The organism is Bacillus sp. DE0042 (assembly GCF_007680225.1).
Classification (GTDB): Bacteria; Bacillota; Bacilli; order Bacillales; family Bacillaceae_G; genus Bacillus_A; species Bacillus_A wiedmannii.
Genome location: NZ_VEJP01000001.1, coordinates 1982773 through 1995336 on the forward strand (window position 1 = coordinate 1982773; position 12564 = coordinate 1995336).

The window sequence follows — 12564 nt, forward strand, 5'->3', positions numbered from 1 at the left end:
CATCCTCCTTAGCATAAAAGAACTCAAACATAGATTGATATTCCCTTATACTAATCAGATTGATGAAGTGATGTATCCATCATGGCACCGTCCTCTCTCAAGACGCTTACGAAGTTAGCTGTCGGATTCGGGCTTTGAGAGTAGCCCTACTTTCAAAATTGAAAGATTCACCCCTAGTGACACTGCACAAATTGGTTCCTCCGCTCCTTATATTTGGACTCAGCGTATTACAAAAAATGTATTCTGGCTGATATATTACTCCTGTATTTGAAAAAAGTAAACAGAAAAAAAGCCAGTTATAAAACTGACTTTTCCTTTCTTTATGCTTGTGTTTTATTCAATTTATATGCAAAATGATTCGTCGGCCCATGACCACTTCCGATATTCAAAGGCTCTTCAATTGCTATACTAATAAATCGTTTCGCTTCTAGAACTGCCTCTTCAATTGAGTAGCCTTTCGCAAGTCCTGCTGTAACCGCTGAAGCAAATGTGCACCCGCTTCCGTGCGTTTGCTTTGAAGGAATCCGTTCACTTCTAAATTCGATAAATTGCTCACCATCAAAGAGTAAGTCAATTACTTCATTACCTTGATATTCTGCATGTCCACCCTTCATAAGCACGTATTTCGCACCTAGTTCATGCAGTACTTTCGCAGCTTCCTTACTATCTTCAACATTATGAATCTCCATCCCGGTTAACACTTCTGCCTCAGGAACATTCGGTGTTACAACGGTTGCTACTGGTAATAAATATTCTTTTAATGCTTGTACTGCTTCCTGTTGTAATAATGATGCACCGCCCTTAGCAATCATAACAGGATCTAGTACAATATTATTCCACCCAAACTTATTAATATGTTCTGCGACAATTTGAATAATTTCACTGCTAAATAACATTCCTAGTTTCACAGCATCTGGTGTTAAATCCGTACCAATTGAATTCAGCTGTTCCGTAATACCTTCTAACGGAACTGGATATACCCCTTGAACGCCAAGCGTATTTTGAGCAGTAATTGCCGTAATTGCCGTCATCCCATACACACCAAGCTCTTGGAAGGTTTTTAAATCTGCTTGAATGCCGGCACCACCTCCACTATCAGATCCTGCAATTGTTAAAGCTTTATTTACTTTCATCCCACTCATCCTTTTCTATCCAAAATAGCGATGATAAATTGTTTTTGCTTCGCTTATATCTTTCGTTCCATGTACAAGTACCCGGCCATCTTTAAAAGCAACTAATCTCTTTTCCTCCACAGAAAATGATATTAAATATGGATTTACATTCAAATTATTCACACGATCTTTCAGCAGCTCTTTATATCGTTCAAAATCCATTTCTTCTTTATGAGGTGGTCTAATTTGAACTGTATTTCTCCCGCACAAAACTGCTGTTTTCGATGTATTTTCTTTATTTAAATACGGGTATATCGCATTCTCTCCGCACGAAGGACAATTATGCTTACGAAGCTTTTGCACATTCATACATGAATATTCATTCTTCCATACATCAAACGACACAAGTCCATCTCGAAGCAATTCATAATCTTCCACTAACAGTTTAAGAGCTTCCGTTACTTGATGAGAAACGACGAGAGATACAGCAGGAGATATAATGCCCGCTGTATCACATGTCGCCCCGCCAAGCGGAATCGATTGTAATAGACAAGATAAACATGGCGTTTTACTAGGAAGAATTGTGTAAGAAAGGCCGTAACTCCCTACACATGCTCCGTAAACCCATGGAATGGAATACTTTTGTGCTATATCATTCACAATAAAACGCGTTTCGAAATTATCAGTTGCATCAATAATTACATCAACATTTGTAACGAGTTCTTCTAATTCCTCAGCTGTTACATCTTGAACGAGAGCTTCTACTCTTACTTCACTATTAATTTCTTCTAGACGCTTCTTTGCCGCTACAGCCTTCGGTAGGTTATTCTCTACATCGCTCTCTGCATACAATTGTTGCCTTTGTAAATTACTCCAATCGACATAATCTCGGTCAACAATCGTTACTGTTCCAACACCTGCTCTTACAAACATCTCTGCATTTGCACTACCTAATGCACCTGCACCGATAATGAGTACATGCTTTTCTCTTATCTTTCGTTGCCCCTCTTCTCCAATTGGAGAAAATAATTCTTGGCGAGAATATCGATTATTCAACTACGCTCATTCCTTCTAAAGGACTACTTGCTGTTGCACAACGTTTACGTGCAATACGCCCCGCTTCAAATCCTAATCGTCCTGCTTCAATACTTAATTTCATTGCTTGTGCCATTTTTATTGGATCTTTTGCTCCCGATACAGCAGTATTTAATAACACGCCATCCGCTCCTAATTCCATTGCAAATGCCGCATCAGCTGGGCTACCGATACCAGCGTCAACGATAACTGGTACTGTCGCTTGTTCAATAATGAAGCTTAAGTTTAACGGATTTACAATACCAAGCCCTGAACCGATTGGTGATGCTCCTGGCATAATTGCATGCACACCTAGTTCTTGTAATTTACGTGCTAATACAACATCATCAGATGTATACGGAAGTACGATAAATCCTTCTTCTAGTAACATTTCAGATGCCTTTAACGTTTCTACTGGATCAGGTAATAACGTTCTATCATCACCGATAACTTCTACTTTGATCATATCGCAAAGCCCCGAAGCTTTTGCTAATTTTGCAATACGAACAGCTTCTTCAGCATTTTTTGCTCCAGCTGTATTCGGTAATAACTTATATTTTTTCACATCAAGTTTCTCTAATAAATTAGGCTGCTTTGCATCAAATATATCCATACGACGTACTGCGAACGTTAAAACCTCAGCCTCAGATACATCAATTGCCTTTTGCTGTACATCAAAATCAGGGAATTTCCCTGTTCCTAATAAAAGTCTAGAATGAAATGAAAATGGTCCAATGTTTAACATAATCAACCGCCTCCTACGAAAGTTACAATCTCAATTTGGTCTCCATCAAAAACAGATGTATCTGTATGATCATCTTTTTGTAAAATATCTTTATTACGCTCTACTACTACAATTCTGTTATCTAACTCTAAATGCGTAAGTAGCTCAGCCACTGTTTTCACACTCTCTGGCACTTCAAGTTGGTTACCATTAATTTTTAAATTCAAACTTCCATCCCCTTTCTAAACTATTTTAGAAAGCAATGAATCTAGCAAATGATTCGCCTGCTTTCCTTCTATTAAATCAGCCATATACTGACCAGAAACAGGACTTAATAAAATACCGTTTCGATAATGCCCAGCACAAGCGTATAAACCTTTTATTTCTTCATGCTCTCCCATATAAGGAGCTTCATGATTCGATTGTGGTCTTAACCCTGCCCATGCGCTTTCCCACTCTGCTTCTTTTAAAGCTGGCAATATTGTATACGCGCGCTCTAATATAGAAGTAATACTTTCTGGTTGCACAGTTTTATTAAACGTATGAGGCTTCATCGTTGCTCCAATTACGTAACGTCCGCCGCGCTTTGGTGCAATGTAAAATCTTTCTTGGAAAATAGGCGCCTTTAAAAGTGGTTTTCTACTTCTTACCGCTACTACTTCTCCTTTAACTGGATATGTACCCCATTCGCGGTGAAAATGCCCTAGTAACTTCGTGCTCCATGAACCACCCGCAATAACAACTTTCTCGCATGCTATAATACCTTCGCTCGTCACAATCCCAGTCACTTTATTATTTTCAATACGAATATCAAACACTTCTGTCTGTTCATATATATCAGCACCCGAAATTGATGCGGAATGTGCGAATGCTTTCGTAAGCTCCGGGGCAATAACATGACCATCTTTTGGATAATATACAGCACCTATAATTGACTCAGATAGACACGGCTCTTTCTCTCGTAAACGATCTCCCGTTAGAAAGTAAGAATCTTCACCTGTTTTCTGCTGCCACTCCATAATGTGAAGAATTCTTTCCTTCTCATCTTCATTTTGGGCAATGCGATAAATGCCTTTCTCTTCATACCCAATATCGATGCCTGTTTTTTCACGTAAAACTGCTGCAAGTTGTGGAAATATAGCACGGCTTTCTCTCGCAAGTTCAAATAGTGGGTCATATGCATCCCATTCTGCCTGAACCCCAAGTAAACCAGCGGCTGCTTTCGAGGCTTCAGATGCAATTCTTTGCTTCTCTATAATCGCTACTTTATGTCCTCTTTCTGCTAGAAAATGTGCAACTGAACTACCGATTACACCACCACCAATTATCGCTACATCATACTTCTTACACATGTTTTTCCGCCCACTTTCTTATTGATTCCTTATAAGATTTCGCTTTGCTATACGGGTTACTACTACTTATAATCCCAGACATAACAGCAATACCACTGACACCGTTAGTAAGAACATCCCCGATATTTTCCGTGGTAATTCCGCCAATTGCTGTAATCGGTATGGATAAACACTTTGCAATGTCTGAAAGCTCTTCAAGCCCTCTCGCTGGTACACCTTTTTTACAATCTGTCGGAAATACATGACCATAGACGAGTGAATCCGCTCCATTCTTAAATGCATCGATCGCCTCTTCTAAAGAATGTACAGAATAGCCGACATGCAAATAAGAAAACTTTTCTTTCACTGACCTTACATTTGCGCTTCGATATCCTAGCTGCACGCGTGGAATGTTTAATAAAATAGCGATATCAATTCGATCATTTATCACTATTTTTGATGCCGGAAAGCCTTTCTTCAAAAGACTTTCCACACCTTCATACAAATCCTTCGTACTTTTCTCACGCTCACGAATATGCAAATAGTCAATCTCACTTTCAATTTGCATCGCTACATTCACTAACTCTTCGAATGACATGTGACCATTTGAGATTACATGAAGCTCATTTTTCATATTCATTCGCCTACTTTAAAATATTTTCGAATAACTCATCGGCCGGAACGATTTCTTTCGTCATTCCTTTATCTTTCAGCCATTTATTTTGTTTCTCCCATGACTCTTTTGAATCTGATAAGAATGGTTCATCTTTCGTTTCCATCTTCTCTAATAAAATTTTCATGCTCTCTTTTTCAACTTCTGGTACAAGTGGGAAGTTTTCTTTTTCTTGATGATTTAATAAAATATTTAATGCTTCATCTGGATTTTTCTTCATAAAATCATAGCCTTTTTTCGTACCACGTAAGAAGGCTTGTAACGCTTCTTTATCTTTGTTCAACGTTTTATCACCTGTTACAAATACAAGCTCATGATAATTCGGTACACCGTAATCGGCTGGATTAAAGTATGCTGGTTCATGACCTTCATGACGCATAACAGGTACTTCATGGTTAATGTATGCCCCTGTTACCGCATCCACTTTCTTCATAATTAATGCCGGTACTAGATCAAAGCCAACATCGACTACTTTCACTGTATCTGGATTACCACCAGCTTCTTTTACCATCGTTTTTAAATACATCTCACTTAAAGGTGTTCCAGAATATCCAACTGTTTTCCCCTCTAAATCTTTTGTCGATTGAATGCCTGCTGATTTCAGCGATACAACATGATTTAATGGTGAACGTACGACAGCTCCAATTGATTTCACTGGAATTTGTTCATTTGCTTTTGCCATGACAACATCTGGCTGATAATATAAGCCAACCGTTACTTTTCCTGCAGCTGCTAAAGTTAATGGATCAGTCGGATTAGAAGGGAATTTAATATTCACCTTGACTCCTTCTTCTTTAAAGTATCCTTTTTCAATCGCCGCATAAATAAAGCTATGTACCGCATTTGGGTACCAATCAAGCATGACCGTTATTTCTTTTTCTTTTTTATTCTTATCTGACGCTGAATTACTAGAACATCCAGCGATCATTGCAACTAATAATGTCAACACAAAGATGCGTTTTAAAAATTTCATGAATACTTCCTCCAACTAATAAATTTCTTTTCTAATACTGAGATAAGTATGACGAAGAAAATAGCTAATAATGATAACAATACAATGGGTGCAAATACACCTGCTCCGTCTAACTGCGTCATCATTCTTTTACTGAAATATCCAAGCCCAGCTTGTGCACCGAGCCACTCACCGATTGCTGCCCCAATTACACTAAGCGGAACTGCAATTTTTAAAGCTGAGAAAAAATAAGGAAGAGCAGATGGTAACTTTAATTTAAGAAAAACATCTTTTTTCGTTGCCCCATACGTAACTAAGAGCTCCTCCCATTCTTTTTTCGTACTGCATAGTCCATCATACGTATTGACCGCAATTGGGAAAAACGTAATTAAAACAGTAACAACAACCTTACTCCAGATCGTATATCCAAACCATAAAACGAAAAGCGGCGCAAGCGCTGTAATAGGAATCGTTTGTGAGGCAACTAATAATGGATAAAATGCTCTCTCCATCCAATTACTCGCATTCATTAACATCGCTAGCCCTACCCCAAGTACGATAGAAATAGCCACCCCTATTAAAACGACCGATAAGGTTGCCGGCAAATGAACCGTAAATAATATATCTTTTAGTTTCCATATCTTCATCACAATTGCAGACGGTGACGGTAAAATGTACATTTCATCTACGATTCTTGCGCCTACTTCCCAAAAGGCAAGTAAAATACTAGAAAGTGTAAGGGCAGGTAATAGCTCCTTCAACCGGTTCATCATACGAGTACCTGCCTTTGTAACATACTAAGAAGCTCATCTTTAAGCGCTAACACTTCAGGCTTATATAAATCTTTTCTTGTTCGATTACGATCAAGCGGTACAACCCTCTCGGTTAAAGTAGTTATCGGTTGCTGCTCTACTACTAAAATTCGATTAGAAAGAAACAACGCTTCTTCCACATCATGAGTGATAAATAAAATTGTTTTTTCCCACTCTTTCCATTGTTCAAACAGCCATTCTTGCAAAGATGCCTTCGTTAAAGCGTCCAACGCGCTAAACGGTTCATCTAACAACAATATCTCCCCGCCTGTTAATAAAGTTCGAATAAAAGATACGCGTTGTCTCATACCACCAGATAAATCTTTCGGATATTTTGTCTCATACCCTTGTAAGCCAAATTTATGTAGCAGTTCCTTGGCCTTTATTTGTGCTTCTTTCTTCTGTACACCTTGACACTCTAGCGGCAGAGCAGCATTCTCAATAATCGTTCGCCACGGCAGGAGCATATCTTTTTGGGGCATATACCCTACAGGATGGCTCTTCGTTTCTGTCAGCTCTATCTGCCCAGTACTTACTTCTTCTAAACCTGTAATAAGGCGAAATAGAGTACTTTTCCCGCATCCACTCGGTCCGATAATACTTACAAACTCTTTATCTTGTATAGAAGCATTTAATTCATTGATGATTGGTTTCTCATCATAATGAAAAGAAACATTATGAAACTGTAGTATGTTCTTGCTCCTCAAATCCCCACATCTCCTTACGATAGGACATATCCCAGAATAAATATTCAAATCGACTGGAATATAGGAAAATCTCCTCTAATCGATCTAGCTCTTTTTCAGACTTTCCAACTGCCATTTCATTTAATAAATCGATTAACCAAATACAAAGGTTACCGTATTCTTCAGAACTATATCCTTGAATCCACTCACCAAAGAACTCATGATCTCTTGCTCCAGGAATATCATTTAAACGCTTTCCAATTTCCCAGTAGCTCCACATACATGGAAGAAGTGCTGCTATTAATTCCGCAAGTGTGCCATTTTGAGATACAGACATCATGTAATTTGTATAAGCTAAATTTTTAGCAGATGGCTTTGCAGACTCTATCTCTTCTATAGAAATTCCAAGTCTTTTTGCATACTGTTTATGGATTGTCATTTCTCCATTTAATATGCCATCAATTTGTTCAGCAAATTTCCCCATTACTTGTGGGTTCGTTGCTTTTACAACACCAATCGCATATAGCTTTGCATAATCTAACAAATATAAATAATCTTGAATAATGTAATACTGAAACTTATCTTTTTCTAACGTGCCATCCCCCATACCTACTACAAACGGATGATTATGACTCATCTCCCAAACTGGTTGTACAGTTTCTAATAATCTATCGCAAAATTTCATTTCTCTATCCCCTTTCGATTTATATATCTAAATAAAAAACCACTTCTAAATAAGAAGTGGTTACAGCAAATAAAATTATAATTTATTCGTTGCTCCACTTCCCTTCGCTAGTATTACCTAGATCAGGTGTTATAAGGGTTAAGGATTATTCCTCTCTCAGCACAACAAGCACCCCTAGTGGTTTCAATATGAAATTTTCAAACAAAAAAGCCCCGTTTCTATACGCAAAGAAACGGGGACTTATTATTAGTGTCCGAATTGCTTCCCTACGCTAGCATAATCTAGATCAGGTAATGAAAAGGATCAAAGGCTTACGGCCTACTCTCAGCTGGCAACACCAGCTCTCCTAGCAAACTATGAAATTATCACTGTCAGTATAACATCGTAATAAGACATCATCAACTATTTTAATTTTCTCAATTGTCAACAAAATAACAAAACTATATAATACTTATATTCTATCTTAGAAATTATTATCCTAATTAATCGGATAAAAAGGAATCATTATCCTCAAAAAATTTATTTTTATATTGATTTCATATTACATTTATGTGAATACACCCACTATATTATAACTTTATACTATAATAAAATTACAACTATACAACTAGAGGAGGTCTCTATTATATGAATATGAAAGCTACTGCTTTAACAGCAACTACTGTCGCAATTGCCTCTTTACTTCCTTCTATGGGAGAAACAAATGTACAAACAGCCAACGCTGAACAATTATCTAATGTGAAAACTGGATATGTCAAAGTCGATCAAGTAGCCTTACATACAAAAGATAACGCAAATAGCTCATCAATTGATACAATTCGCTTTAATACGAAAGTAAACATACTTGAAACAACTAATGGCTGGTATAAAGTATCTGTTAATAATAAAGTAGGTTACGTACAAAAAGATGCTATTCTACTAAAAAACAAACTTCAATCTAATAATCAATACATCGTTAATGCCAATGCATTAAACGTTCGTTCTGAACCTAATTTAGAATCTTCAATTTTAGATGTATTACCAAATGGGAAATTCGTTACCATTCAAGAAGAACAAGGCGAGTGGTATAAAATTTTACATAATGGCAAAGCAGGTTACGTACAAAAAGCATTCGTATCTAATGGTTCACAGCCTTTAGTAAAAGGCATCACAGTTCAAAATAATACGAAATACACAGTTGCAACACCTAAGCTTAATGTACGTGGCAACGCTAGTACAAGTAGTGCACTACTTGGTTCATTACAAAATGGTACACAAATACAAGTAGTGGAAACTGTAGGAACTTGGTATAAAATTCGTTTTGGCACAGGATACGGATACGTAGCAAAACATTATGTGATGCAAAATCAATCACAAGCTCAAACGGCTCAACCTACTTCCATTCCAGCAGTTTTCAAATTCCCTACTCAAGGAAGAATTAGCTCAACCTTTGATATACGCTGGGAACAAATGCATTATGGTATAGATATTGCAGCTCAAGGTAATGTCTCTATCCAGGCGGCAGCTGCAGGTAAAGTTGTGAAATCATATTATTCAGCTAGCTATGGCAATGTTGTGTTCATCGCCCATCAAATAAACGGGAAATTATATACAACAGTCTATGCACACATGAAGGATCGCACTGTACAAGCTGGTGATCAAGTACAAGCTGGACAATTAGTAGGTCATATGGGAAACACAGGTCATTCATACGGGCAACATCTTCATTTTGAATTACACAATGGAGAATGGAATTTTGAAAAAACAAATGCAGTAAACCCACTGCCATATTTAGTTAGGTAAATTGTATGCAACGCAATATCAATATACCTCTCTTAATTGAATACTTCGCCTTTTTAGGTTTAATCTATTGTTTAATCATTTACAATACAAACACTGTATTTTTATCTATTATCATTGCTTTTGTTGCTTTAGAAATTATGATGGAATCCTTTCAAGTACAATTAAAACAAAAAATTGCCCATATATATAATGCCATCTTTCTATTAAGTGCCCTAATAACAAATATTATTAGTAATGGTTTTTATTTATCTACCGTATTTCCTGTATTCTTTATGGCTGTTTTATTATTCATAGCTAGATACATTCATGTCCCTACTAACAAAAAACACGAACAAAAAGCTTAGAAAGAGGAGACATTGTGTACCGATCTTTCAAAGATAATCCGCTAAAATATATATTGAATTTATACACAAAAATAAATACTTTTTTTGGTATACAAGGAAGCAATACGGCACAATTTCTCCTTTATGGAATGTTATTTCTCGTCTTAATTGCGTTCTCCTTGCTTTACTAATAAAAAAAAGGATCTCACATAAACTTGAGATCCTTTTTAATTTATATAAATTTTTTATATAGAAAATGCTCTTTATCCACAAGCATATTTTTCATAAATAAAGCTAAGATTATATTTTTTCTCTAAACTCATTCTTTGTTCATCATCACACCAATAGAACAGAATGTCATGAATCGTTGCATAACGCTTATTTTTAAGAAATAGTTTAAAGAATGATGGTAAACAATCATGTAATTGTATAAATATATAATTGCGTAATATTTCTTCTTTATATTCAATGCCCTTACAAATATACAGTAATTCTTCACAATAATATGCATGTTGCGGAACTTGAATCATTTCGAAAAATGGCACATATGATAATAACTTTCCGATAAAATGATCATATCGATCCATTATCCCTATCGTCATATGCTCCATCATTTCTTTCATTACATATAAATAATCATCTACATGAGTAGTTTTCAATGGGTCTAATCGATCTGAAATTTGAGAAAGTACAGCTCTTTGACAAGCTAACACCGCTTGACTAGGTCCATAATATGATAGGAAGTCTGTACACTTACGATATTTTCGTAATAAGTCATGTGTGTATAAGTCATACACAAACGTATTACAATACATCGCTAGACTCATCATATCACTATTTAATTGCTCTTTTGATAGTAATTTAGCTCTCTTACACATATAAAAGAATGTAAATTCCAATACTTCTTTATGAGATAATAGATGTTTACAATCCGTTATACATTTCTCATTAAATTTAACCCTATCCCAAATTTCTACATCCCCATCAGTCAATTCACCCATACGATATTTAATAATTAAATAGTTTAAAGCAACCGCTTGCGTCAACAGATCCCACGTTTCATATTCCAATGAAGTGTGAACAAACTCAGCTAGTCCTTGAGTTATCATAAATGTATTTGCTTCTTCATACCAACCAATCTCTTGGCATAAGCGAAGAATACGTACTAGAGTTGGAATTTCATCTTTATGAAACTGCGGCAAATTCTTTACTTTATCCATTCCATATACGATAAATGCCGCTAAATTTTCTTCTTTATAAAATTCTTTTTCTTTCCACACTAATATAGTCCGTTCTTTCCCTTCACCTTTTGGATGACAAGGTACAAGCAAAGAAAATAATTCAGCGAAATTATTTGGTTCTATATATGTATCTGTAACCAAATTCCAATTTGGATCGCGCTGTACAGCCCTCATATAATTCCCCTTCCCTTTTGTCTACATAGGAAATATTAATCCATTATTACATCATTAACAATGAATATTGTTATATTCAAAATCTTTCATAATACTTATATCTATCAGTATATCATTTTTTCTCTTATTTAAAATTAGGAATGACAAATTTTAAAAAACTGTCGAAATTACTAACTGTATACTTATATTATATAATGTCTCAGATACATCATGCTAACATATTAGTTTAATCCATATATACTAGAATAATGCATCTGATTTTTATACGTAACTTATCCCACTAATGAACGACTCTCTTCATTCCGTATGCTCCGAGATTTCACTTAAAGCAAATCCAGCTTGATCATCTGCCGATTCTCTTATAGCTAAATCACCTAGTGCTAGCATCCCCACGAGTTGACCACTCTCAACTACTGGTAATCGTCTAATTTGATACTGTGCCATTAACTCTGTAGCTTTTTCAATAGAATCATCTGGAGAAACTGAAACAATGTTTGTTGTCATTACATTTGTAATTTTATTAGATCCAGGATGTTTCTCAGCAATCCCACGAACAACTAAATCTCGGTCCGTAACAAGCCCAACAACTTGCTCATTTTCAACAACTGGAATCAATCCAATCGATTCTTCTTTCATCTTTACAGCAGCCTCATATACATTGTCTAGCGGTGTACAATGTACAACATGAGTACTCATAAAATCTCTCACTCGTGTCATTTTTGTCTCCTCCTTTTTATACATACCATAGCTTTTCCTAAATCCCTTTATTTATTTCAGGAAAATCAGTTGATAAAGGAGGATTCCACAAAATAAAAAAGAGTCAGCATATTGCTGACTCTTTTTTTATGACCCGTACGGGATTCGAACCCGTGTTACCGCCGTGAAAGGGCGGTGTCTTAACCACTTGACCAACGGGCCATGGCTCCGCAGGTAGGACTCGAACCTACGACCGATCGGTTAACAGCCGATAGCTCTACCACTGAGCTACTGCGGAA

At 36.4% G+C, this 12564-nt stretch carries 14 protein-coding genes, 2 tRNA genes and 3 riboswitches; of the genes, 2 read left to right on the plus strand and 14 right to left on the minus strand.

Annotated features, from left to right (window positions below):
• Positions 1–87: 87 nt before the first annotated feature.
• Positions 88–235: riboswitch (cyclic di-AMP (ydaO/yuaA leader) on the minus strand.
• Positions 236–320: 85 nt separating this feature from the next.
• Genes thiD through tenA form a run of 10 tightly spaced genes read right to left on the minus strand, consistent with a single transcriptional unit; the run spans position 321 to position 8049 of the window.
• The gene (gene thiD, locus FS802_RS10145; RefSeq protein WP_098098299.1) at positions 321–1142 is read right to left on the minus strand and encodes a bifunctional hydroxymethylpyrimidine kinase/phosphomethylpyrimidine kinase; all 822 of its coding nucleotides are present in this window, start codon (positions 1140–1142) and stop codon (positions 321–323) included.
• Positions 1143–1148: 6 nt separating this feature from the next.
• The gene (gene thiF, locus FS802_RS10150) at positions 1149–2168 is read right to left on the minus strand and encodes a thiazole biosynthesis adenylyltransferase ThiF (protein WP_070168412.1); all 1020 of its coding nucleotides are present in this window, start codon (positions 2166–2168) and stop codon (positions 1149–1151) included.
• Positions 2161–2931 (minus strand): thiazole synthase, encoded by a 771-nt coding sequence (gene thiG, locus FS802_RS10155; protein WP_000931990.1) that lies wholly within the window; start codon positions 2929–2931, stop codon positions 2161–2163. The genes thiF and thiG overlap by 8 nt, the downstream gene beginning before the upstream one ends.
• Positions 2932–2933: 2 nt before the next feature.
• The gene (gene thiS, locus FS802_RS10160) at positions 2934–3137 is read right to left on the minus strand and encodes a sulfur carrier protein ThiS (RefSeq protein WP_001049510.1); all 204 of its coding nucleotides are present in this window, start codon (positions 3135–3137) and stop codon (positions 2934–2936) included.
• A gap of 15 nt (positions 3138–3152) precedes the next feature.
• The gene (gene thiO / locus FS802_RS10165; protein WP_098654496.1) at positions 3153–4262 is read right to left on the minus strand and encodes a glycine oxidase ThiO; all 1110 of its coding nucleotides are present in this window, start codon (positions 4260–4262) and stop codon (positions 3153–3155) included.
• Positions 4255–4875, minus strand: a complete 621-nt coding sequence (gene tenI / locus FS802_RS10170) for a thiazole tautomerase TenI (RefSeq protein WP_000787175.1) — start codon at positions 4873–4875, stop codon at positions 4255–4257. The genes thiO and tenI overlap by 8 nt, the downstream gene beginning before the upstream one ends.
• A gap of 10 nt (positions 4876–4885) precedes the next feature.
• Positions 4886–5887 carry an ABC transporter substrate-binding protein gene (locus FS802_RS10175; RefSeq protein ID WP_144524986.1) on the minus strand — a complete coding sequence of 334 codons (1002 nt, stop codon included), beginning with the start codon at positions 5885–5887 and terminating at the stop codon, positions 4886–4888.
• Positions 5884–6636: an ABC transporter permease gene (locus tag FS802_RS10180; protein WP_098707915.1), complete on the minus strand. Its 753-nt coding sequence runs from the start codon at positions 6634–6636 to the stop codon at positions 5884–5886. The genes FS802_RS10175 and FS802_RS10180 overlap by 4 nt, the downstream gene beginning before the upstream one ends.
• Positions 6636–7385, minus strand: coding sequence for an ABC transporter ATP-binding protein (locus FS802_RS10185; RefSeq protein WP_001256820.1), 750 nt, complete (start codon positions 7383–7385; stop codon positions 6636–6638). The genes FS802_RS10180 and FS802_RS10185 overlap by 1 nt, the downstream gene beginning before the upstream one ends.
• On the minus strand, positions 7354–8049 hold the full coding sequence (gene tenA, locus FS802_RS10190; protein WP_000666826.1) for a thiaminase II: 696 nt from the start codon (positions 8047–8049) through the stop codon (positions 7354–7356). The genes FS802_RS10185 and tenA overlap by 32 nt, the downstream gene beginning before the upstream one ends.
• An 82-nt stretch (positions 8050–8131) precedes the next feature.
• A riboswitch (TPP riboswitch) is annotated at positions 8132–8235 on the minus strand.
• Between the two features lie 60 nt (positions 8236–8295).
• A riboswitch (TPP riboswitch) is annotated at positions 8296–8407 on the minus strand.
• Positions 8408–8676: 269 nt separating this feature from the next.
• Between tenA and FS802_RS10195 the strand changes: the two genes are divergently transcribed.
• Both FS802_RS10195 and FS802_RS10200 read left to right on the plus strand, forming a co-directional pair.
• The gene (locus FS802_RS10195; protein WP_098654493.1) at positions 8677–9831 is read left to right on the plus strand and encodes an SH3 domain-containing protein; all 1155 of its coding nucleotides are present in this window, start codon (positions 8677–8679) and stop codon (positions 9829–9831) included.
• A gap of 5 nt (positions 9832–9836) precedes the next feature.
• Positions 9837–10175, plus strand: coding sequence for a hypothetical protein (locus tag FS802_RS10200; RefSeq protein WP_001189484.1), 339 nt, complete (start codon positions 9837–9839; stop codon positions 10173–10175).
• Between the two features lie 242 nt (positions 10176–10417).
• On the opposite strand, the gene FS802_RS10205 is transcribed toward FS802_RS10200, so the two are convergent.
• The 4 genes from FS802_RS10205 to FS802_RS10220 all read right to left on the minus strand — a co-directional run bounded on the left by FS802_RS10205 (position 10418) and on the right by FS802_RS10220 (position 12563).
• A complete protein-coding gene (locus FS802_RS10205) occupies positions 10418–11569 on the minus strand; it encodes a DUF3965 domain-containing protein (protein ID WP_098654492.1) in 1152 nt (383 codons plus the stop codon).
• Between the two features lie 297 nt (positions 11570–11866).
• Positions 11867–12286 (minus strand): CBS domain-containing protein, encoded by a 420-nt coding sequence (locus FS802_RS10210; RefSeq protein ID WP_000199001.1) that lies wholly within the window; start codon positions 12284–12286, stop codon positions 11867–11869.
• A gap of 129 nt (positions 12287–12415) precedes the next feature.
• Positions 12416–12487 (minus strand) — tRNA-Glu (locus FS802_RS10215).
• A gap of 1 nt (position 12488) precedes the next feature.
• A tRNA-Asn gene (locus tag FS802_RS10220) sits at positions 12489–12563 on the minus strand.
• Between the last annotated feature and the right edge of the window lies 1 nt (position 12564).